Raw genomic sequence first — 22,237 nt, 5'->3', positions numbered from 1 at the left:
CAAAAAGCCGAGGCTCATGCCTCGGCTTTTTGTCGTTCGTCTCAGGCCACCTGCAGCTCACAAGTACTCGACGTTGAACGATAGGGCGCTGCACGGCCCATGCTTCGCTTCATCAGGCAAACGCCGGCCCGCCCAACGCGCGTGGCGCGGTGCCGTGGTCATCGTGCTCGGCACGACGCGTCACATTGAACACCGCCATCGCCTGCACCAGCGCATCGGCCTGCTCTTTCAGGCCGACGGCCGCCGCGGCACTTTCCTCGACCAACGCCGCGTTCTGCTGCGTGGTCAGATCCATCTGATTGACGGCCTGCCCCACCTGCGCCACACCCTGGCTTTGCTCGACCGTCGCTGCGCTGATTTCGCCCATGATGTCGGCCACGCGCCGAATCGATGCCACCACCTCTCCCATGCTCTCACCCGCTCGATCGACCTGAGCCGTACCGAGTTCGACCTTGGTCACGCTGGTGGTGATCAATCCCTTGATCTCTTTGGCGGCTTCGGCGCTGCGCTGTGCGAGGTTGCGCACCTCGCTCGCCACCACGGCAAAGCCACGGCCTTGCTCACCCGCACGCGCCGCCTCGACGGCCGCATTCAACGCGAGAATATTGGTTTGAAAGGCAATGCTGTCGATCACGGCGATGATGTCCACGATGCGTTTCGAGCTTTCGTTGATGCCCTTCATGGTTTCCACGACTTCGCCCACCACGTCGCCGCACGTCATGGCCGACGTACGCGCCTGCAATGCCAATTGATTGGCTTGCTGTGCGTTATCCGCGTTCTGGCGAACGGTGCTGCCCAGTTGTTCCATCGAGGCCGCCGTTTCTTCCAGTGCGGACGCCTGCTCCTCCGTGCGACCGCTGAGGTCGGTATTGCCCTGCGAAATCTCCGCACTCGCAAGAGCCACGCTATGCGCGTTGTCGCGTACGGTGGAGACGGTGGTCAGCAAGCTGTCCTGCATGCGTTGCAGCGCGTTAAGCAATTGTCCGGTTTCGTCGCGCGCACCTGTGGGCACGGGGATACTCAGATCGCCGCTGGCCACACGGTCGGCCGATTCCACTGCGGACTTGAGCGGCCGCGTCACCGAGCGTGTGATGAGCCACGCGCAAGTCAGGCCCGCAACCGCAGCGACCAAAGCCGCCAAAATCATCACCCACATCCCCTCGGTGGCGTCCTGGTGCGAGGCGTCGCTGGCGATCGTGATCTGCCGGTTCTGCACGTCGACCAGCGTTTTCAACGCAGCCAGATAGGCGCCTTGAGTGGCATAACCCGGACCGTAAAGCAGTCGCGTGGCTTCGGCCTTGTTGTTGGCCAACGCCGGCGCAATCACTTGATCCGTGAAGGTGCGGAAATTGGCGCGCGCCGTGCTGACGGCGGCAAACGCAGTGCGGTCTTCGTCGCTGTAGAGCAGCGCCTCGATCTCGGCCATTCGCGCCGTCGAGGCGGCACCGGCTTTTTCCAGTGCCGCCTTATTGGACGCGAGGTCGGCATCGCTGGTAAGCAAAATCAGATTACGTACGATGCGCGCAATGTCTACCGCGTGATACGACAGCTCGTTGGAGGCTGACAACGTAGGGACGAGGTTCGATGTGATGTGCGTGGTTTGGTCTTCCTGTGCACGCATCTTCGCCACGCCCATCATTGCGACGACGACGATGAGCACGATCATCGCGGCAAATGCAATGCCGAGGCGCAGGCCAATCTTTAAATTCTTCATGGGGGCTTGCCGGCAATCAAAAAGTAATAGGAAAGCGGTTTACGACGCCTCATGAGAAACATTTAGCCGGTATTACCGAATCTTCTCAATTTGCCATTTGGTTACGTTTGCCGATGTTGGCAAGATTTGACCTTGGATAACGACTGGATACCTGCAGATCGCGCCGCTGAAACGCAGCACGACGCGCGCCGGGGCTTGGCTGGTCGGGGATCAGGAGGATCGTGAGTCCATCGACGCTGCCTGGGATGAAGGCGACATTCTGCTGTCGTTCATGCCGCCGTCATCACGTTCGGCTATCGTTTGAGGCAAGCTGCAGATCGGGCGCCTCATCGGCCCCATCGGTGCGCACGCTGCTCCACCAACGTTTGCTGGCCTCCCCTCTCTGCGCACCATCTTCCAGCCAACGATCTCCAGCCAAGGATCTCCACCCAACGATCCCGAGCACCTGTATAGCCCCTGTTCTCGTCTACCCTTCGCTATCCACCTTTCTCGCCCACCGCTTCCTGCCATGCCGCTCAATCAATCCGCTGCGACGCCCTCCACAGATGACGTGCCCCACATCGTTGCCGTGAGCCTCGATGCACGGCACGGCTTCACGAAGTGGCCCGTACCCATGATCACGCTGCTCGCGGGCCAAGGCGTGGCCGGCGACGCCCACGCCGGCATCACTGTCCAGCATCGATCGCGCGTCGCCGCGAATCCGCACCAGCCCAATCTGCGCCAGGTGCATCTGATTCATGCCGAGTTGCTGGATGAGTTGCGTGCCGCCGGATTTCGCGTCGATCCCGGCACCCTGGGCGAGAACGTCACCACACGCGGGCTGGATGTACTGGCGCTGCCACAAGGCACACGGCTCACGCTGGGGAAGACAGCCATCATTGAGATCACGGGCTTGCGCAACCCGTGCCGCCAACTGGACGGCTACCAGCGCGGGCTGACCGCCGCAGTACTCGACCGCGATGCGAACGGTGAGCTGGTGCGCAAATGCGGTGTTATGGCGATCGTGATCAAAGGCGGCGATGTGTTCGAGGACGACCTCATCAAGGTGAAGCTGCCCCGTGCCCCACACGTGCCGCTCAAGCCGGTTTGAGAAAGTGAACGCTAGGCGTACGCCGGTCCACCCAGCGCCGGCGTCGGCGCCGTACGCTCGGGTCGCGCGGCCGAGATCTCCTGCGCTGCCAGCTTGAACACCGCCATGGTGTCCACCAGCGTTTGTGCCTGATCCTTCAACCCGGCCGCAGCGGCAGCACTTTGCTCGACCAGCGCCGCGTTCTGCTGCGTGGTCTGATCCATCTGATTGACGGCGTGCACCACTTGCGACACGCCCTGGCTTTGCTCGACCGTGGCCGCCGTGATCTCGCCCATGATGTCGGCCACCCGCTGAATGGCCGCCACGACGTCGCTCATGCTCGCACCTGCGCGATCCACTTGAGCCGTACCCAGCTGGACATTCGCGACGCTTGTGGTGATCAACCCCTTGATCTCCTTTGCGGCCTCGGCGCTGCGCTGCGCGAGGTTGCGCACTTCGCTCGCGACCACGGCAAAGCCCCGTCCCTGCTCACCCGCACGCGCCGCCTCGACGGCCGCGTTCAAGGCCAGAATGTTCGTCTGAAAAGCAATGCTGTCGATGACGGCAATGATATCGACGATACGTTTGGAACTGTCGTTGATGCCCTTCATGGTTTCGACCACTTCAGCCACCACGCCGCCACATGTTGCGGCCGACGTGCTGGCGTGCATCGCCAACTGATTGGCCTGCTGCGCGTGATCGGCATTCTGCTGCACGGTCGTGCCCAACTGTTCCATCGATGCTGCGGTTTCTTCCAATGCCGCAGCCTGTTCTTCGGTGCGGCTGCTCAGGTCGCTGTTGCCTTGCGCAATTTCCGCGCTTGCCAGGGCCACGCTGTGAGCGTTCTCGCGCACCGTGCCCACTGTTTGAAACAGGCTGTGCTGCATTCGCTGCAGGGCATTGAGCAAACGCCCCGTTTCATCGCGAGCCCCATCAGGCACCGGCACGCTGAGGTCGCCATTGGCCACGCGATCGGCGGATGACACGGCAAGCGCCAAAGGCTTCGTGACGGAACGCGTGATCAATACCGATCCGAAGATCGCGGCGAGTGCCGCCAGCACCGCCACTGCAATCATCATCGTCATGCCGAATTGGGTGTCGGCTTCCGACGCCACCGCCGCCGCTTGAATTTGACGATTCAGCAAGTTCACCATCTTTTCCAGGGACGCGATCAACGCCGCTTGAGTCTTGTACCCCGCACCGTACAAAATCCGCGTGGCCGTCTCGTTATCGTTCAGCATCGCAGGTGCAACCACCTGATCGGTAAAGAGACGATAGGCAGTCAATGCCGCACGCACCTCAGCGAATGCCGCCCGGCTTTCGTCGGTGTCGACCAGCTTCTCGAGCCGGTCCATCAACATGTTGGCCTGAACGCGGTGCGCATCGAGCGACATCTTGTTGGCCTGCATGCCGGCATCGTCGGTGAGCAGGATGATATTGCGCACCACATGTGCAATATCCACTGCCCGATAAGCGATGTCCTGCGCCGCATCCAACTTGGGCACCAGGCTCTGCGTGATTCGATTGGTTCGAACCTCTTGCGCACGCATCTCATATACGCCGACGCCTGCCACGCACGCCAGAAAGACGATCAGCGCAGTGAATGCTGCGGCCAGACGTGTTCCGATCTTTAAGTTTTTCATAGGTGCCGTGGTCCAGAGAAGCCGTGTGGAATAGACCTCGTTTACGACTGGACTTGCACACCATTTAGCGGATTTACCTAATTTTCCGTTTTTGCCGTATTGTTGCGCTTTAGTGCCATTTGTATTTGAAAATGACACCCCTGGCGTGCCATGACGGACCGGTCAGCCCAAGACATACCGGTCAGGCCAAGCGCCAATAGCTGTGCTCACCACTCCGCTCATGCTGGGTTGGCCTGGCGACCTGCCGCTCACGCGTAGGCGCCGGCAGCCATACCGATCAGCTTCGGCGGCTTACCCGCAGCGGTTGCGGTATGGCTGCCGAGCTTGAATACCGCCATGGCCTGAACGAGGGCATCGGCCTGATCTTTCAACCCGGCGGCCGCCGCCGCACTTTCTTCCACCAGCGCCGCGTTCTGCTGCGTGGCCTGATCCATCTGATTGACCGCTTGGCTCACTTGCGCCACACCCTGACTTTGCTCGGTGGTCGCCGCGCTGATTTCACCCATGATGTCGGCCACGCGACGAATCGACGACACCACCTCGCCCATGCTTGCGCCGGCACGGTCGACTTGCGCGGTACCCAGTTCGACCTTCGAGACGCTGGTGGTGATCAACGCGGTGATCTCCTTGGCCGCATCGGCACTGCGTTGCGCCAGATTGCGCACTTCGCTCGCAACCACGGCGAAGCCGCGGCCCTGCTCGCCGGCCCGTGCGGCCTCTACGGCGGCATTGAGCGCAAGAATATTCGTTTGGAAAGCGATGCTGTCGATCACGGCAATGATGTCGACGATGCGCTTGGAGCTTTCGTTGATTCCTTTCATGGTTTCGACCACTTCGCCCACCACGTCGCCACACACCACCGCCGACGTGCTGGCCTGCATGGCCAGTTGATTGGCCTGCTGTGCGTTATCGGCGTTTTGCCGCACGGTGCTGCCCAACTGCTCCATCGATGCCGCGGTTTGCTCAAGCGCGGCCGCCTGTTCTTCGGTGCGTTCACTCAGATCGGTATTGCCTTGTGCGATTTCAGCACTGGCCAACGCCACATTGCCCGCGTTCTCACGCACCGTACCCACCGTTGCGAGCAGGCTCTGCTGCATGCGTTGCAGCGCGTTGAGCAACAAGCCCGTTTCATCGCGCGCGCCGTCCGGCACGGGCACCCCCAGATCGCCATCGGACACGCGATTGGCGGACGCCACCGCCAATCCCAGCGGCACCGTTACCGAGCGCGTCATGTAGACCGCTCCCAGAATGCCTGCAATCACGGCCACGACGGCGACCACGATCATGCTCGTCATTCCCTGCACCGCATTGTCGTGCGACGCCGCAGCACCATCGGTGATAAATCGATTCTGCAAATCGACCATCTTCTGCAGCGACGCCACGTAATCGGTTTGCGTTTGCAGCCCCGACCCAAAGAGCAATGCCGTGGCAGCGCTGTTTTCGTTTTCGAGCGCGAGGTTGACCACCTGCGCGGTGAAATCGCGATAAGCGCGCTGATGCGTCAGGATCGCGGCCAGGATCGCGCGCCCCTCATCGGTATCCACGAGCCGGTCGAGCGTTGCTGTCGCTTCAGTCGCGCGCGCCTGCGCGGCATCCAGTGCCGACTTGCTTGCGGACATCGACGCGCCATCGGTCGACAGCACGATGTTGCGTACCAGCCGGGCATTATCGGACGAGATGAACTGCAACGTGCGCGCCGCCGCGAGCTTGGGCAGGATATCGCTTGTGACTTCGGTCGCCTGCCGATCCTGTGCGTTGAGCTGATTGACGCCGACCAATGCCACTGCCGACAGCAGCACGATCATCACCGCAAAAGCGATCCCCAAGCGTAGGCCAATCTTCAGGTGTTTCATACATTCTCCGCGGGATGATCGAGATAACTCGAAAGCCCGTTTACGGCGAACTCAGAAAACCTTTAAGCAAAAAATACAATTGGCCTTTTCTTCTGACGTGGCGTGCGGATCGCACGCCACGCCATCTATTGCGCGGCCGCCCAGCACGCCGGCTGCGCCGCGGCTGGCCCGCCGCATTGCCGATAGCGAACCGCAAACCAGGCCTTGCCCGCCGTACGATACCGACCGGAACTATTGACGTCGGCGCGCCAGATATCGTCCTCCATCACATCGTTCCAATCGCCGGCTTTGGCGGGTGCATTCAACCGCCCCAAGTCCTCGGCCGATCGCTCGGGTGCGATCGGCTCATCAGGCCGAGTTGCCACCATGCGCAACGCCGCATCGCGCACGGCCGCGACATAACTCGATGTGGCGTCACCGCTGCGCGCAGCCACAACCCCGTTCGTCACCGTAATCCGACTGCGATCCAACGACGCCAGATCGTATTGCGTGAGATCGAAGCCCTGGCGCCGCAACCAACTGCCCCAGCTGAACTCGGCGAACTCGGAGACGTCATTGTTGCTGTAGCCCAGGCCACGCGTGAGGTACACCAGCGAACGGTATGCATCGTCCTGAAAATTGGCCAGCGCGACACGCGGCGGCAAAGCACTCGGCTCGATGACGCGGTCGGCAGCATCGCGCAGCCACACAAAGCCGGCACCGCGCATCCGCGACCAGAACACCGGCATGGATTCGGCATCGCTGTAGTTGGCCGCCACGCGCACCCACACCGGCAGCAGCGCTCCGCCATCAGCCAGCTCATTCAACACCGTGAAAGTGTGGTGGCCGTCGGTGAGATACAGCACGCCGCCCGGTCCGACGACCACTGTCTTCAATGCTTGCGCGTTGGCGCTACCTGCCGTGGGTGGATCGGTCAGGCAACGAAACGTGTTGGCATCGATCAAACGCACCGTGTGCGGTTGGTAGCTGGCGTCATCCAATCCGGTCTGGCCGTTATCGGCGCAGTAATCGTCGGCCCGTTTGCGCTCGCTGCGATAAAGATAACGGGAATAATTGTCGAGCTCGTCATCGCCGAGATAGCCCGCTGGCGAGGGCGTGAAGCGTGCCATATCCGGTTGCTTGCGCGCCAGGTGGTAGTAGATTTGATCGTATCCGACCGCCGCTTGTGTCGGCCGAAGTTGCCCTAACGCGATCTTGATCACATCGCCCACTGCCGAATCGAGGTAGGGGGACGACGGCTCGGGTTCCGTGGGCGTCGGCGCCTCATCCTCAGGCTCAGGCAGCGGTTCGGGTGTCTCGGCGGGCGGAAACGGGCTGACCGGGTCGGCGGGCAGCTCAGGCGATGGGCCGGGCGTCGGGTCGAGCGGCGTGACCACCGGCGGCGGCACAACGACGGGATCGTCATCGTCGTCGCCGCCACAGGCGGCAAGCGCCGCGCACAGCAATGCGGCAAATAAGCACTTGGCCAGCGGCGCGATACGCAGCCGTTGGAAAGGAAACGATGAATGCAGCAACATGAAGACGATCCGAAAAATGCGTAGGGTCACCAGGCGATCCCGATGGCGGCAAATCAAGGCGCGAAGTATGCCGACGCACTATGTCGCGCACATGGCATTTTCCCTTCAGACTACATTCAGCTTGCTTTCGTTTTCCTGTCTATCGATGCACGCCGCATTCGACATCACCGCACAAACCCGCCTTGCGCGCACGTCACCGCTGATCGCCACCTGACGCGACGCTCGCTATTCGCTGCCGCGTGCTTCCGATAACGCGATCGTCAGGTGCTGCACCTTCTTCTTCAACTGATCGCGCTCGTCCTTCAGCTCGGCTACCAGCACGGTCAGCCGATGGATCTCCAACTGATCGGGCGTCGCATCCTCGGGCGGCGCTTCCACATCGGGCTTGGGCTTGGCGGGCTGCCTTGCCTCGCGCACCTGGCGGGCGGCTTCGCGCAGCTCTTTCTTGCCGCCGGCCACCGCGGCCACTTGCTTGTCGCTCGGCAAGGAAGCGACCGCCGCCGCGGCGTTGATCGAAATCACGCCCGACTTCACCGCACCCACCAACTCCGGCGCCGCTGTCTTTTGAATCTTTTCGATCTGATTCAACGTGGCATTGCTAACGCGAGCGGCGCGCGCCACGACATCGCGCGTCCATGGCGGTTCGCTTTCGACCGCAGCCTGAGACGCTGCCGCAGCAGCGGGTTCACCCTCCACCCCCGTCGCGCCGTCGTCTGCCGCCGACTTCCTGATCTTCGCCTGCGCCAGACGCGCCGACACGATCTCTTTCTTGCGCAATGCAAGCACACCGCGCTGGAAGTCGGACACACTGCGGCGTCCGAGGTGATTGTCGATCATCCAGAGATGAACGTCATCCATCGACTTGAACGTGGTGTTTTGCATCGTGTTGAACGGGATGCCGTGCTTCTGGCAAATGCCATAGCGGTTGTGCCCATCCACCAGCAGATCGCCCCACAGCACCAGCGCATCGCGGCATCCCTCGGCAAGCAGACTGCGCTCGAGCGCGGCGTACTCGTCGGGCGTGAGCGGATCGATATAGGCACGCAGATCGTCATTGATCGTGATCGTCATCGTTAATCTTCCGCCGCCCACTCCACTTGCACGCCCAGGCTGCGCAAATTCTCGACGAAGTGCGGATGCGCCCGGCGGATCGGCGTGGCATTGCGAATCTCGGAGCGGCCGTCGATGCTGGCCGCCACCATGAACAGCGCAATCGCGACGCGAATGATGTACGGGCTTTCCACCACCGCAGGCGATAGCGGATTGCCGCCGAACGTGATCAAGCGATGCGGGTCGGACGAAAACACATGCGCGCCGAACTTGGTGAGCTCACCGGTCCAGCCGAGTGCGCCGTCATACACCTTGTTCCAGAACATCGCGTTGCCTTCCGCACGCACACCCAAGGCAATGAAAATGGGCAGCAGATCCACCGGGAAATAGGGCCACGGTGCGGCTTCGACCTTGGTGAGCACATTGCTGGTAAACGGCGTTTGCACCTTTAGCGGTCCGGCGCAGCTCGCGCGCGACCAGCCGTCTTCATGGGTAATCGTGACGCCGAACTTGGCAAACGTGCGATCGATGAGCGGGAAGTTCTCGGGCGCGCTGTTACGCACCACGATATCGCCACCAGTGATTGCACCCAGCGCCAAAAAGGTCGTGATCTCGTGAAAGTCTTCATCGAAACGGAATTCACCGCCCGTGAGCGCCGCACCGCCTTGCACGGTCAGACGCGAGGTGCCCATGCCGTCGATCTTCACGCCGATCATGGCCATGAATCGGCAGAATTCCTGCACGTGCGGCTCCGAGGCCGCGTTGGTGAGCGTCGACACCCCACCGGCCGCAGCGGCGCACAGCACGAAATTCTCGGTGGTGGTGACCGAAGCATAGTCGAGCCAATGATCGGTCGGGGTCAACCGGCCGTCACAGCGCACCACGAGCGAACCCTCTTCGCGCCCCACTTCGCCCCCAAAGCGGCGGAACACTTCCACGTGGGGGTCGATCTCGCGCACGCCGAGCGTGCAGCCCTTCACATTGTCTTCAAGACGCGCCACTCCAAAGCGCGCCAACAGCGGCGGCACCAGCATGATCGACGAACGCATCTCCTCCGGCAGGCGGTGGCACGTGGGATCGAACGCCGTGTCGCGGTGATGCAGCGCCAGGGTGCCGCTTTCGTGATCCATCTGCACATCGCTGCCCAGTGTGCGAAAGATATCGAGAATCTTGCGCACGTCGGTAATGTCGGGCACCCCGTGCAACCGCAACGGCTCACGCGTCAACAAGGTGGCGCACAGCACGGGGAGCACTGCGTTTTTGTTGGCCGAGGGAGTAATGCGACCGCGAAGCGGCGTACCGCCGTGAACAATAAGACTGGACATGGATCTGCAAATCAAATGGGAGGGTGAGTCCCGAAAGGGAACCCCGGAGCTTATCGCACATCAGGCCGGTCATGCCCGCAGCAGGCGGTTTTTGACACGGGTTGAGGCCGATACCGCCCAGGCAACGAGGGCTTGCCCCGTGGCCGCGCCCCACCCCGTCGCCTCACGCCCGCAAATCAGAATTGCTGCCGTCGCCCTGGCTGACGGCGCACGCTCCGTCTATAAAAGTGACGGCCGCCCCCCGGGCGCTCGCTCACAACCCGACCGGCGATCCACGCCGGCGATCGATGGAGACCTCGTCATGGCCGTGCACACGCGTCGCTATCTTCCCTGGCACCAGGAGATGGCATGATCGATTACGACACCATCAAGCGCGTCTCGGCCGAGTTGTATGACCGTTCGCTACGCGGCATCCCGGCAGATACCCGCAAGGCCCTGGCCGCCATGAGCCAAAGTGACGGCGACGATACTGCCCGGCACACGCTGCGCATCATGCTGAAAAGCGCCGATACGGCAGCTGCGGGCAACCATTTCATTTGTTCTGACGCCGGCGTGCCCGTGTATTTCGTTCGCGTCGGCACACAGGCGCAATTCAGCGGCAATGTGCGTGCGGCGATTACCGACGGATTCGATGCACTCGTCGCCACCATCGATCCCCCGCTGCTGCCTCATGTGACCCACCCGTTGACGCAGGCGCGAGGCTATCGCGGGCCCGGCATGCCGATCGTGACCTTCGACATGGTGGACGACAGCGATGTCATGGATATCACCTGCTCGCCCAAGGCGCTCGGATCGGGACGGTGGGCCGCACTCGAGATCTTCAGCTTTCCCGATCTGGCCACCATCGAACGCTTCGTGCTCGACACGGTGATCCGCGCCGGCTCGCAGCCCTGTCCTCCCGTGGTGATCGGCGTAGGCATCGGCGGCTCGTTCGATTACGCCGCCAAAATGTCGAAGGAAGCGACCTTGCGGCCGATCGGCACGTTTCATCCCGAGCCCATGGTGGCCGACATGGAGCGCCGCTTGACCGACGCGGTGAATAAGCTGGGGTTTGGACCGATGGGTACGGGCGGCGACAGCACGGCGTTTGCGGTCAATATCAACTACGCTGCCGGCCACGGCTTCACGCCGGTCGCCGTGAGCTTCAACTGCTGGATCAACCGCCGCACGCGCGCCCGGCTGCACAATTCCGGCGCCGTCGAGATTGTGGAGTGATCGCATGACATTGCGTACGCACCGCCTGACCTTTCCCCTCACTGCCGATCAGGCTCGCGAACTCCGCGCGGGCGACCAGGTGATCATCGATGGCGAGATCACCACCACGGCCGGCATTCCCACGCACGAACGCCTGCTGCGCTGCGTTGAAGGCGAAGAGCCGCTGCCGATGCCGTTGGCCGGCCACTGCCTGTTTCATCTGGGCAGTTTCAGCCGCGACACGCCCGACGGCTTCGACGTGCTGTACATGAACCCCACCACCAGCACGCGCTTCAATCCGCACATGCCGCGGTTGATCCGTGCGCTTTCGCTGCACGCCGTGGGCGGCAAAGGCGGCCTGGATCAGCACAGCGTGGACGCCATGCGCGAGACCGGCTGCGTATACCTCTCGTTTCTGGGGGGCGGCGCCGCCCTGCATTCCGACGCCATTCGCGAAGTGCTGCAGGTCGGCTGGCCGGATATGCTCACCCACTACCGCCTGGTGCGCCTGCGCGTCGAGGGATTGGGGCCGCTCACCGTGGCGATCGATGCGCACGGCAATAGCCGCTACAACGACGCCCAAGCCATTGCCCAATCCCGCTATGCCGAGATCCTGGCGGCGCTCGACGCCGCGCGCGCGACCATCAATCGAGCTTGACCCCTGCGCTTTCCACGACCGTTGCCCAGCGCTCGATCTCGCGCCCGATATGGGTATCCAATGCCTGTGGGCTCGACCCTACCAGTTGATACCCCATGCCCTCGAGCTGGCGTTTGAAATCGGGCTGTTTGACGATGCGGGCGATGTCCTGGCTCAAGCGGTCGCGGATGGTCTGCGGCGTATCGGCGGGCGCCAGGACGGCATACCAGCCGTTGACCACGAAGTTGTCCACACCCGCCTCCTTCATGGTGGGCACCTCGGGCAAGATGGACAAGCGCTGCTCGCTCGTCACGGCCAGGGGCCGCAAACGCCCCGATTGCACATGCGGCAGTGAGGTCGACGCGCTGTCGAACGTCATGTCGACCTCGCCGCCCAACATCGCGTTCACCATGGGTGCGCTGCCCTTGTACGGAATATGCAGCATCTTGATGCCCGTCATCGAGCAAAACAGCGACGGCGCAAGATGGCTCGTGTTGCCATTGCCGGCAGACCCGAACGTGAGCTTGCCCGGATTGGCGCGCGCATACGCGATCACCTCTTGAATGCTGTTGGCCTTGAGCGATGCGCTGGCGCACACCAGCAGCGGCAGATTGGCGACCAGCGATACGGGAGCGAAATCGCGGCGCGTGTCGTACGGCAACTTCGAATACAAGCTTTGGTTGATGGCGTGCGCAGCCAGCACCATGATGAAGGTTTGCCCGTCCGGTTTGGCGCGGACCAACGCTTGTGACGCCAGGATGCCGCCCGCACCCGGCTTGTAGTCCATGACGATAGGTTGCCCGAGCGCATCGTTGAGTTTCGCCGCGAGCGGTCGTGCCACGAGATCGGTGCTGCCGCCTGGCGGGTACGGAATCAGCAATTGAATCGGGTGATCGGGCCACCTGGACTGCCCCCGTGCCAGGGCGGGCCATGCGGCGTATGCGGCCGCCCCGCACATCGACACCAGAATGTGTCGTCTGTCGCGATCCATCGTCATGCGTTGTCTCCTGCTCGTTTTAGTATTTTCTTGGACACTGCCATTGCGTCACGACACTGCGCGGCGACGCCTTCGCGCCGCCGATGCATCAACCTGCGTCAGCCGGCAGCGCGGCGGCAACCTGTTGCTGCAGTTCACGTTTGAGCACCTTGCCGATCGGGCTGCGCGGCAACGCATCGATCATTCGAACGTCGGCCACGCGCTGCGTTTTCCCGACGCGGTCGTTGATCCAACGTTTTAGATCCTGCGCAGCAGGCGCGACCCCTCCGGCGCGTGCCACTACAAATGCCAACGGCGTCTCCCCCCACTGTTCGGAAGCTACGCCCACCACAGCGCACTCCTGCACATCCGGATGCCGGCTCAACGCCGCTTCGATGTCGCTCGGGTAGATGTTGAAGCCGCCGGAAATGATCATGTCCTTTTTGCGGTCGCCAAGAATCAAGAAACCATCCTCGTCGAATCGGCCCACGTCGCCAGTACGAATGAATCGCGTGCCGGCAGCATCGAACCATTCCGCTTCGCGCGTCTTCTCCGGCAAGCCGTGGTAGCCGCTCATCATGGCGGGCGATCGCCCCACGATTTCACCTGTGCCGCCGGGCGCTACTTCGACACCAGCGTCATCGATCAACCGCATCTCGTGACCCTCAATGGGCTTGCCCACCGTATGCAGCTTGTTGGGGTAAAGATGCGCATGCAATTCACATCGCCCACCACCTTCGGTCATGCCATAAAGCTCGATCAACGCGCCCGGCCAGCGCCGCACCACCTCCGCCTTCAATTCGGCATGAAACGGCGCACCGGTACTGAACTTGGCACGGAAAGCGCTCAGATCGAAACGATCGAAGTCGGGCGAGGCCATCAAGCGTTGATATTGAATCGGCACCAGCATCGAATGCGTTGCCCGGTAGCGCTGTGCGAGCTCAAGATAGTCGCGCACGTCGAACTTACGCATCAGTACCACCGTGCCGCCCAGCGCAAGCGCGGGTAGCGCGGACACCAATGTCGTATTCGAGTACAACGGGGTGGCCGCCAGGGTGACTGCATCTTCACCGTAGCCATTGCTGCGCGCGCGCTGCACGTGCGTCCACCGCATCCGCCACGGCTGCACGATGCCTTTGGGCATACCGGTGGTGCCTGACGAGTAGATCAGGTTGAATGGCCAATCGGGCTGGGGATCGATTGAAGCCGGTTCTGCTGCAACGATCCAGTCGCGCCACGGCGTGCCCGCTTCGCTGTCATCCAACGCGATGGTGTGCGGCAGGCCATCGCACAATTGCACCCAACCTGCCGCGCTGTCGCGATCGCAAAACAACACCCTGGCGCCAGCGTTGTGCAGCATCGCATTCCGATGCTGCGGGGTGGCCGACGGTGCAAGCGGCGTGAACGCCACACCAGCACGCACGCAGCCAAATATTGTGGCCATGTAGGCGATGTCATTATGGGCGCAGATGGCCGCCACATCGCCGGGGCGCAGGCCATCGCGCTGCAACGCGGCTGCCACGCCATCAACTTGGCGATCGAACGCCGCGAAGTCGATCTGCGTCTCGCCGCACACCAATGCGACGCGATCTGGCCGATGCTGCGCCTGCCATCGAATCAAGTCCGACATCGAACCGAAGGATTGAAAAACGAGATCGTCTAGCGTCATGGCGATAGGGACGTGCGAGCGTTGTCGAGCCGCCCATGTTCCAAGGCTTGAACCGTTCTGGAAAGTAGCCGAAACTGGATCATCGTTAACCATTGGCTAACGCCCGCCACCTGCCACCGAAGGCCGGCACGCCGCACCGCCCGCCATGAAACTAAATCAGCTGCGCGACTTCATTGCCATCGCCGATCACGGCAGTTTGCGTGCTGCGGCGCGGCATCTTGGTGCCTCCGCGCCCGCGCTCGTCAAGAGCATCGCACTGCTGGAAGATGAATTGCATGTACCGCTACTGGTGCGCGGTTCGCGGGGCGTGCGTCTGACGGACTACGGACAAGCTCTGCTGCAACGCGCCAGATCGATCGATAACGAGGCGCGTAAAGCGAAGCAGGAGATCGAACAATTGCGCGGCAAGATCGAGGCGACTGTTAACGTTGGCGCGTCGTCCACACCAGGGGTCACGCTGATTCCGGATGCGCTGGTTGCGTTGCATCACATCGCACCTTCCGTGCGCATCAACATCGTGGGCGGCATTTATCGCACCCATATCGAGGCCATTCGCTTCGGTCAGATCGACTTTGCGATCACGGCCCGGCCTGCCGGTGGTGTGGATAGCGATATGCTGAGCGAAGATCTGTTTCGGAACGATCTTGTGGTGGCGGTGCGCCGTGGCCATCCGCTGGCATCGGCCCGATCGTTGAGCGAACTGGCCGATTGCGGCTGGATAGTGACGGGCCCTGACACGCAAGGCCCTGGCGCCTCGATACTGGAAGCGTTTCGGGCTCAGGCATTGCCACCGCCAAGGTTGGCGGCGCAATGCGAATTAGGGTGGACCTTGCACAGCCTGCTGATCACGACCGACCTGCTGTGCGCCCTTCCTCGGCTTTTCTTCGAGCGCCTCAATCTGAATGCGCAATTACAGCCGATTGCGATCGCCGAGGCGCTGCCACGCTACAACATCTCATTGTTGCGTAGCGCAAGTGCGCCGTTACTGCCCTCGGCGAATCGCTTCGCGACGCTCTTGCGGCGGCATGCGGCCTATCTCACCCGCGCGCATCCCGCACTTGCACTGGACGCGACTCAGTAAGCGCCCATGTAATCGCGCTTGCCGATTTCCACGCCGTTGTGACGCAGGATGGCGTAGGCGGTGGTGACGTGGAAAAAGAACTGTGGCAAGCCGTATTGGTGCAGATAGACCGTACCCACCAGCTTCTTTTCCTTCGGCGTATTGGGGCGCAGCACGATCTCGCGCGATTCGCTTTGTGCGAACTGCTCGGGCTGGAAGCCGCCGATATAGTCCAACGCCTTGGTGATCAACGCCTGCAATTCGTCGAACGTGGTTTCGGTATCGTCCCACTTGGGCACGTCCACACCCGCCAGACGCGAGGTCACGCCTTTCGAGAAATCGGCGGCCACTTGCACCTGGCGCACCAGCGGAAACATGTCCGGAAACAGACGGGCCTGAAGATAGGCGTTGGGGTCGATATTCTTCTCTTCGGCGTGTGCTTCCGCCTTCTTCAGCACATCGGAAAGTGCCGTGAGCATTTGTTTGAACACGGGCACGGAGGCGCTATACATGGGATTCGTCATGGTGATTTTCACTGTGTGTTTGAAAGCGAGGCGCCAATTGCGCCCTTGCGGCTGCCAAGACTAACAGCAAAACATCTCGATCCGACAGGCACGCCGCGGCCAATTGCCTGGACGTCAGGGTCAGGGTCAGGGTCAGGTCTGCCCCCAAGTCGCCAGGCCTGCACCGCGCCCTCTACATTGCCACGTCATCCGTCAACCGGATCACAGCGCCGGCGCGCGCGCCCGTGGCGGCATCGCCGCACCAGCTCACCACACCATTGACGATCACCGTATCGATGCCCACGGATCTCGACGTCGGCGCCCCCCAAGTGGCGCGATCCATGATCGTCTCGGGATCGAAGATGGTGATGTCGGCAAAGTAACCGGGCTTGAGCACGCCACGCGCAGGTAACCCGAACGTGGCGGCGGTGAGGCCGCTCATCTTGTGGACGGCGGCTTCGAGCGTAAAGAGCCCGATATCGCGGCAGTAGTGGCCCAGCACACGCGGAAACGTGCCCCATAGACGCGGATGGGGTGCAGTGTCGTGCGGCAAGCCGTCCGACCCGATCATGGTGGGCGGATACGCCAGAATGCGTTGCACATCGGCTTCGTCCATCAGGAAGTAGATCGCACCCGCCGGCTGCAGCGCATCCACAGTGTCTTCGGGAGAAAGGCCCATGCGCTTTGCGATATCGTCCAGATCCAACCCGGCATACTCGGGATGCGGCACCGAAGACGTCACGATCACACGGCTGGCGACGGCAAGCCGGTCGCGTCGCAAGATGGTAGAGCCTGCAGTGTAGGGATAGCAGTCCAGCCCCACCGGCTGCCGCGTCATGGCCTGCGCGATGTGGGCCAGCGTTTCGGTGGAGCGGCCATGATTGCGCGGCCCGATCAGTTTGTGATGCGAGATCACGGTGGGCGCACTACCCGCCGCGCCCACGGCAAAGGCTTCGTCGAGCGCGTCGAAAATCTTGTCGCCCTCGTCGCGAATATGCGTGGCGTACACGCTATCGAATTGGCGCAGCACGCTCGCCACGCCGGTCAACTCGGCGGTGCTGGCAGGCATCGCCGTGGGATAGGCTGCGCCGGTCGAGAGCCCGATGGCGCCACTCGTCATCGCTTCGTGCAAGAGCGCCTGCATGGCCGCGATTTCGGCGTCGGTGGCCGTGCGGTCCAGGCTTGCCATCGCGGCCACGCGCAGGGTGGTGTGGCCCACCAGGCAGGCGGCGTTGATGGCTGCCGGCTGCGCTTCCAATGCAGCGAGATAGGTTGCGAAATCGGCAAAGCGAAATTCTGCCGGATCCTGCCCCAGGAGGTTGAGCGGCGGCGGCACCGTGGCATCGGCAGGGGCGCGCCACGGCGCGAGACTGATGCCGCAGTTGCCGGTGACTACCGTGGTGACGCCTTGGCTCAATTTGGCCGGCATCTCCGGCGACAGCATCAGATAGCGGTCGTCATGCGTATGCGCGTCGATGAAGCCCGGCGCCACCACGCGCCCGGTGGCATCGATCTCGATCGCCCCCACCGCGCCGGAGAGGTCACCGATGGCCGCCACGCGGCGTCCCACGATGCCCACGTCGGCGTGGCGCCGCGGCGCGCCGGTGCCATCCACGAGCAGGCCGTGCCTGACGACGATATCGAATGCGGTCATCTATTTCCTCTCTTCAATCGACAACGGCGCCGGAGCTTCTGACGGCTTCGGCCCAGATCGGACGTTCACGTACGGCCCGCTTGAACAAGGCATCGGTGGGCGCCGGCTCGACCGAGATGGCCATGCTCTTCAGGCGCGCCTGGATCTCCGGAGTTTCGAGCGCCTTGTTGACCGACTGGTTCAGGCGATCGGCAATCTTCTTGTCCACAGCGGCAGGGGCCACGAAACCGGTCCACGCCACCGCCTGATATCCCTTCAATCCCGATTCGGCCATCGTGGGCAGCTCGGGCAATGTGAAGTCACGCACGGTGCCCGTCACGGCCAACGGCTTCACCGATGGGTTGCTCAAGTAAGGCAAGATCGATGCGACGTTTTCGAATACCAGATCGACTTCGCCGCGCAACAGGGCCAGATCGGCTTCCAGCCCGCCCTTGTAGGGCACGTGCATGATCGACACGCCCGCCATGGCCTTGAACATTTCGGCGCTCAAATGGCCGGTGGTGCCGTTGCCGCCGGAGCCCACCGTCAGCTTGCCGGGATTGGCTTTGGCATACGCAATCAATTCGGCCACCGAATTCACGCCCAGCGCCGTGCGCACCGCCAGCACGTTTTGTACCGAACCGGTTTCGGCCACCGGCTGCAATTGCGTGTCGGCGTCATACGACAGCTTCTTGTAGAGCGATTGATTGATCGCCAGGGTGGCGGCGTTGGCAAAGCCGATCGTGTAACCATCCGGCTGCGCATTGATCACCGCTTGCGTGCCGATGATGCCCGAGGCGCCCACGCGATTCATGACCACCACCGACTGCCCCAGATCGCGCGACATCGAGTCGGCCAGCATGCGGGTAAGGATATCCGGGGTGGTGCCTGCATTGAACGGCACGATGATGGTGATGGCACGTTCGGGGTACGCGGCGACGGCTGTGCCGCCGATAACGCCTATCAGCATGGCGGCCAGGGGCGCTGCGAGCCACCGCAGCAGGCGGGAGGTCGAGTAAGACATGATTTTCACCTTGGAAGATTATGGGTAGAGCAAAAAACAGAATGGCCGCGTCACTTCAAACGGTGACGTCGAGCATCCTGGCGAGTAAAGCGGTATCGATATTGCCGCCCGAGAGCACGATGATCGTTGGGCGGCCGTTGAGCGTCAGTTTGCCGGCCAATAATGCCGCCAGCGCCACGGCCCCACCGGGCTCCACCACCATGCGCAGCTCTTCGAGCGCGAAGCGGATGGCGTGTGCGACCTCATCGTCCGTGACGGCCACAGCGGCTTGCAGAAAACGACCATTGATGGCGTAGGGCAATTCGGCCGGCGTGGCGGCTTGCAGCGCGTCGCACAGCGACACCGCATCGGGCGCATTGTGCTCACGACGCCCGCTGGCCAGCGACCTCACGGTATCGTCGAAGCCCGCAGGCTCCACGGCAATCATGCGGGCCTGCGGCGCCAGCGCCTCGATCACGAGACCGCAGCCGGCAGATAATCCGCCGCCACCGCACGGTGCGGCAAAGGTGCCCAGCTCGCCGACCTCGCCATCGGGTAGCGCGCGCAATGCTTCCAGCGCCACCGTGCCTTGCGCGGCGAGCACGTCGGGATGGTCGCCTGGCGGCACGAGCACGCCGCCGGTCTCGGCAAGCAGCGCCATGCCGATCGTTTCGCGGCTTTCACGGGTGCGGTCGTAGTGCACCACCCGGGCGCCCTGCTTGAGCGCCTTGGCGATCTTGTTCTTTGGGGCATCCACCGGCATCACGATGGTCGCAGCCACACCCAACTGGTGCGCCGCCCACGCAATGGCTTGACCGTGATTGCCCGTCGAGTAGGCGACCACGCCGCGCTTGCGTTGTTCGGGCGACAGCGCCAGCAGCGCATTGAAGGCGCCGCGGGCCTTGAACGATCCGGTGATCTGCAGGCACTCGGCCTTGAGATACACCGGCGCGCCCACCAGCGCATCGAGCACCGGGCTGCGCAACAACGGGGTATGACGCACGTGCGAAGCGATGGCCAGGGCGGCGCGTTCGACGTCCGCGAAAACGGGCACGCGCATCGCGCCCAGCATTTCGTGCTCGATCGTGAGCGGCGGCGCGCGCCGCGGCAAGACTTCGGACGGCGATTGAGAGACGTGTGACATGAGCGTGTGCCCTTATGCTGCAGGCGGTGTCCACACGGGCGGCGCCACGCTGCCCGTTTGCTCGGTGATGCGGCGGTAAGCCTCGACGCGGCGGTGCGCCTCGAAGTTGAAGATCGTCGATCGCCCAAGCTGGCACATATCCAGGTCGCAATCGGCAACGATGAGTTCATCGCTCCAGCTCGTGGCCTGCGCCATGATCTCGCCCTGAGGATTGACGATGACCGAATGGCCGAACAGCTCATGACCGTCTTCGGTACCGGCCTTGGCTACCGCTACAGCGAAGCAGCTGTTTTGATAGCAACCCGCCTGAATCGACAACTGTGAGTGAATCACGCGCAGGTGATGCGCTTCGAAGCCGCGGTTTTCCATGTTCAGGCTGGGCGTGTTGTAGCCGAGCATGACGAGCTCCACTTGCTGCAAACCCAGCACCCGCCACGCCTCGGGCCACCGCCGATCGTTGCAGATCAGCATGCCCATGTTTACGCCATCCAGATCGCCGGCCGGCGCACGCACCACCGGGAAGCCCAGATTGCCTACTTCGAAATAACGCTTTTCCAGATGCTGCACCGTGCGCGTGGGTGCGTATTCCACATGCCCCGGCAAGTGCACCTTGCGGTACTTGAGGATGATGTCGCCAGATGGCGCAATCACTACCGAGGTATTGAAGTGACGCCGCCGCACCACGCCGGTATCGTCCGCCTCATTGGCGATCTCGCCGTAGCCCAGTTGAATCGTGATGCCGTATTTGCGGATCGCATCGAACAGCGGTTGAGTCGCGGGCGACGGCAGCGTTTCCTCAAACCAGCGATCGGCCTCGGCGCGGTCTTCGTGATACCAGCGCGGAAAGAACGTCGTCAGCGCGAGTTCGGGAAACACCACCACTTGTGCACCGCGCCGATGCGCGTGCTCCAGCAAGCGCACCATGCGGCCCACCGCCACATCGCGGCCTTCCGCTTTTTGAATGGGCCCGAGCTGGGCCGCCGCAACGGTGATGTTTCTGGACATGATCGACAGCCTGCAAGAGAGGAGACAAGCCAGGATCATGCCGCGCGCGTGGGCGCGCGTAAATCGCGTCAGCTGCGCGGTGACGATGCATCGCAACAATCGGGAAGAACGCGCTAATACATTGTTTTATATTGGTTTTACAGGTGTGATGACTCGGGCATGTCGCCCTTGTCGATAACACGATGTGGGGGATACCCCTCAAACAGTGATCGTTGCGACCGCCACGATTTCGACGATCCGCAACGCACTTCCGGGTTAACCCCGACCTGGAACGCGCGGGATCATGGCGTCCAACGGTGAATGGTCGTTCTGGAGCACATGACGCAACGTTGCCATGAAGCCTTTGGCGAGATTGGACAACGGCTGCGTGCGCGCATGCACCACGTAGATCTTGTGCGTGGGTGCAGGATCGATGCGTTTGAGCACGATGTCATCCAGCGGACCGGGCGGCAGCCCATACGGATCGATCAGCGCCACGCCTACCCCCTGGCGCACCAATGCCACCGCTTCAGGGGTGGAGGTGGCTTCGATATCGGGAATGCGCGGGCCGGCGCTCAGCTTCAGAAAATCGTTGGTCAATTGCCCATACGGCGAATTCGGATTGAAGCCGATGAAGGTGTGCCCCACCAGATCGCCGGGCGCAATCACGGCATGCTGCGCCAAGGCGTGACCCACCGGCAGCGCGCATACGACTTCGCTCTGCCCGATCTCCTTGGCGGCGAGACTACCGCCCTGCGTGGGCTCGGTAGAAAGAATGCCCAGATCGGCATGACCCAACAGCACCTGCGCCACGATCAGATCGTAGGAAAGTGACCGGTATTTGATCTGCACATCGGGGTGCCGCGCGCGAAAGCGGCCGATGGTGCGCGGCACGAGCCATTCGCTATAGGTTGGGCTGGAGACGATGCTCAACTGGCCGACCATGCCTTCGGTCATGCGCTGCGCGAGAATGTTGAAGCGCTTCACACCCTCCTGGATCTCGATCGCTTCGGCAAAGAGCAATCGCGCTTCGGGCGTGGGTTGCAAGCGCCCTTTCACGCGTTCGAACAACAAAAACTTCAAGCGATTCTCGGCGCTGGCCAGCACCCGGCTGATGGCCGGCTGCGACACGCACAGCACCCGTCCCGCCTCGCTCAAGGAGCCGGTGGTCATGATGGCGTGAAAGACTTCGATCTGGCGCAGGTTCAGCATGGCGTGGCGGCGGCGGGTTCAGTTGCATGACCCGCCACCCGCAGTGAAGGG

Annotated in this window: 18 protein-coding genes; 4 read left to right on the top strand and 14 right to left on the bottom strand. The window is 62.5% G+C overall.

Annotation, left to right across the window (positions count from 1 at the left end):
- Window positions 1-112 precede the first annotated feature (112 nt).
- On the bottom strand, window positions 113-1,714 hold the full coding sequence (locus EYW45_RS24820; protein WP_161134264.1) for a methyl-accepting chemotaxis protein: 1,602 nt from the start codon (window positions 1,712-1,714) through the stop codon (window positions 113-115).
- A gap of 508 nt (window positions 1,715-2,222) precedes the next feature.
- On the opposite strand from EYW45_RS24820, the gene EYW45_RS05065 reads away from it, so the two are divergent.
- Window positions 2,223-2,804, top strand: coding sequence for an MOSC domain-containing protein (locus tag EYW45_RS05065; RefSeq protein ID WP_202444582.1), 582 nt, complete (start codon window positions 2,223-2,225; stop codon window positions 2,802-2,804).
- A gap of 11 nt (window positions 2,805-2,815) precedes the next feature.
- Here EYW45_RS05065 and EYW45_RS24815 read toward each other — a convergent pair whose 3' ends face one another.
- The 5 genes from EYW45_RS24815 to EYW45_RS05040 form a co-directional block, all read right to left on the bottom strand.
- Window positions 2,816-4,426: a methyl-accepting chemotaxis protein gene (locus EYW45_RS24815; protein ID WP_161134263.1), complete on the bottom strand. Its 1,611-nt coding sequence runs from the start codon at window positions 4,424-4,426 to the stop codon at window positions 2,816-2,818.
- 248 nt (window positions 4,427-4,674) lie between these two features.
- The gene (locus EYW45_RS05055; protein ID WP_161134262.1) at window positions 4,675-6,279 is read right to left on the bottom strand and encodes a methyl-accepting chemotaxis protein; all 1,605 of its coding nucleotides are present in this window, start codon (window positions 6,277-6,279) and stop codon (window positions 4,675-4,677) included.
- Between the two features lie 125 nt (window positions 6,280-6,404).
- Window positions 6,405-7,796 carry a ParB/Srx family N-terminal domain-containing protein gene (locus EYW45_RS05050; RefSeq protein ID WP_161134261.1) on the bottom strand — a complete coding sequence of 464 codons (1,392 nt, stop codon included), beginning with the start codon at window positions 7,794-7,796 and terminating at the stop codon, window positions 6,405-6,407.
- A 225-nt stretch (window positions 7,797-8,021) separates the two neighbouring features.
- The gene (locus EYW45_RS05045; RefSeq protein ID WP_161134260.1) at window positions 8,022-8,867 is read right to left on the bottom strand and encodes a ParB N-terminal domain-containing protein; all 846 of its coding nucleotides are present in this window, start codon (window positions 8,865-8,867) and stop codon (window positions 8,022-8,024) included.
- 2 nt (window positions 8,868-8,869) lie between these two features.
- The gene (locus tag EYW45_RS05040) at window positions 8,870-10,171 is read right to left on the bottom strand and encodes a UDP-N-acetylglucosamine 1-carboxyvinyltransferase (protein ID WP_161134259.1); all 1,302 of its coding nucleotides are present in this window, start codon (window positions 10,169-10,171) and stop codon (window positions 8,870-8,872) included.
- 348 nt (window positions 10,172-10,519) lie between these two features.
- Between EYW45_RS05040 and EYW45_RS05035 the strand changes: the two genes are divergently transcribed.
- Both EYW45_RS05035 and EYW45_RS05030 read left to right on the top strand, forming a co-directional pair.
- Complete coding sequence (locus tag EYW45_RS05035) at window positions 10,520-11,386, top strand: fumarate hydratase (RefSeq protein ID WP_202444581.1); 867 nt, start codon at window positions 10,520-10,522, stop codon at window positions 11,384-11,386.
- Window positions 11,387-11,390: 4 nt separating this feature from the next.
- A complete protein-coding gene (locus tag EYW45_RS05030; protein WP_161134258.1) occupies window positions 11,391-12,023 on the top strand; it encodes a fumarate hydratase C-terminal domain-containing protein in 633 nt (210 codons plus the stop codon).
- Here EYW45_RS05030 and EYW45_RS05025 read toward each other — a convergent pair.
- Complete coding sequence (locus EYW45_RS05025) at window positions 12,010-12,999, bottom strand: tripartite tricarboxylate transporter substrate binding protein (RefSeq protein WP_161134257.1); 990 nt, start codon at window positions 12,997-12,999, stop codon at window positions 12,010-12,012. The two genes, EYW45_RS05030 and EYW45_RS05025, sit on opposite strands and share 14 nt — an antisense overlap.
- Before the next feature lie 88 nt (window positions 13,000-13,087).
- A complete protein-coding gene (locus EYW45_RS05020) occupies window positions 13,088-14,647 on the bottom strand; it encodes a class I adenylate-forming enzyme family protein (RefSeq protein ID WP_161134256.1) in 1,560 nt (519 codons plus the stop codon).
- A gap of 145 nt (window positions 14,648-14,792) precedes the next feature.
- Between EYW45_RS05020 and EYW45_RS05015 the strand changes: the two genes are divergently transcribed.
- Window positions 14,793-15,728, top strand: a complete 936-nt coding sequence (locus EYW45_RS05015; protein ID WP_161134255.1) for a LysR substrate-binding domain-containing protein — start codon at window positions 14,793-14,795, stop codon at window positions 15,726-15,728.
- Here the strand turns inward: EYW45_RS05015 and EYW45_RS05010 are convergent.
- From EYW45_RS05010 to EYW45_RS04985, 6 genes are all read right to left on the bottom strand, one after another.
- The gene (locus tag EYW45_RS05010; protein ID WP_161134254.1) at window positions 15,722-16,231 is read right to left on the bottom strand and encodes a DUF1993 domain-containing protein; all 510 of its coding nucleotides are present in this window, start codon (window positions 16,229-16,231) and stop codon (window positions 15,722-15,724) included. The two genes, EYW45_RS05015 and EYW45_RS05010, sit on opposite strands and share 7 nt — an antisense overlap.
- 172 nt (window positions 16,232-16,403) lie before the next feature.
- Window positions 16,404-17,864, bottom strand: coding sequence for an N-acyl-D-amino-acid deacylase family protein (locus EYW45_RS05005; protein ID WP_161134253.1), 1,461 nt, complete (start codon window positions 17,862-17,864; stop codon window positions 16,404-16,406).
- Window positions 17,865-17,877: 13 nt separating this feature from the next.
- A complete protein-coding gene (locus tag EYW45_RS05000) occupies window positions 17,878-18,867 on the bottom strand; it encodes a Bug family tripartite tricarboxylate transporter substrate binding protein (protein WP_235938850.1) in 990 nt (329 codons plus the stop codon).
- Between the two features lie 55 nt (window positions 18,868-18,922).
- Window positions 18,923-19,990 carry a threonine ammonia-lyase gene (locus EYW45_RS04995; protein WP_328703594.1) on the bottom strand — a complete coding sequence of 356 codons (1,068 nt, stop codon included), beginning with the start codon at window positions 19,988-19,990 and terminating at the stop codon, window positions 18,923-18,925.
- Window positions 19,991-20,002: 12 nt separating this feature from the next.
- Window positions 20,003-20,995, bottom strand: coding sequence for an N-carbamoyl-D-amino-acid hydrolase (locus tag EYW45_RS04990; protein WP_161134252.1), 993 nt, complete (start codon window positions 20,993-20,995; stop codon window positions 20,003-20,005).
- A 255-nt stretch (window positions 20,996-21,250) separates the two neighbouring features.
- Window positions 21,251-22,186 carry a LysR substrate-binding domain-containing protein gene (locus EYW45_RS04985; protein WP_161134251.1) on the bottom strand — a complete coding sequence of 312 codons (936 nt, stop codon included), beginning with the start codon at window positions 22,184-22,186 and terminating at the stop codon, window positions 21,251-21,253.
- Between the last annotated feature and the right edge of the window lie 51 nt (window positions 22,187-22,237).

Origin of the sequence: Schauerella aestuarii, from assembly GCF_009866805.1 — a bacterium.
GTDB classification, from domain to species: Bacteria; Pseudomonadota; Gammaproteobacteria; order Burkholderiales; family Burkholderiaceae_B; genus Schauerella; species Schauerella aestuarii.
The sequence above is the reverse complement of the archived record's forward strand: the minus strand, read 5'-3'. Positions and strand labels throughout refer to the sequence as shown.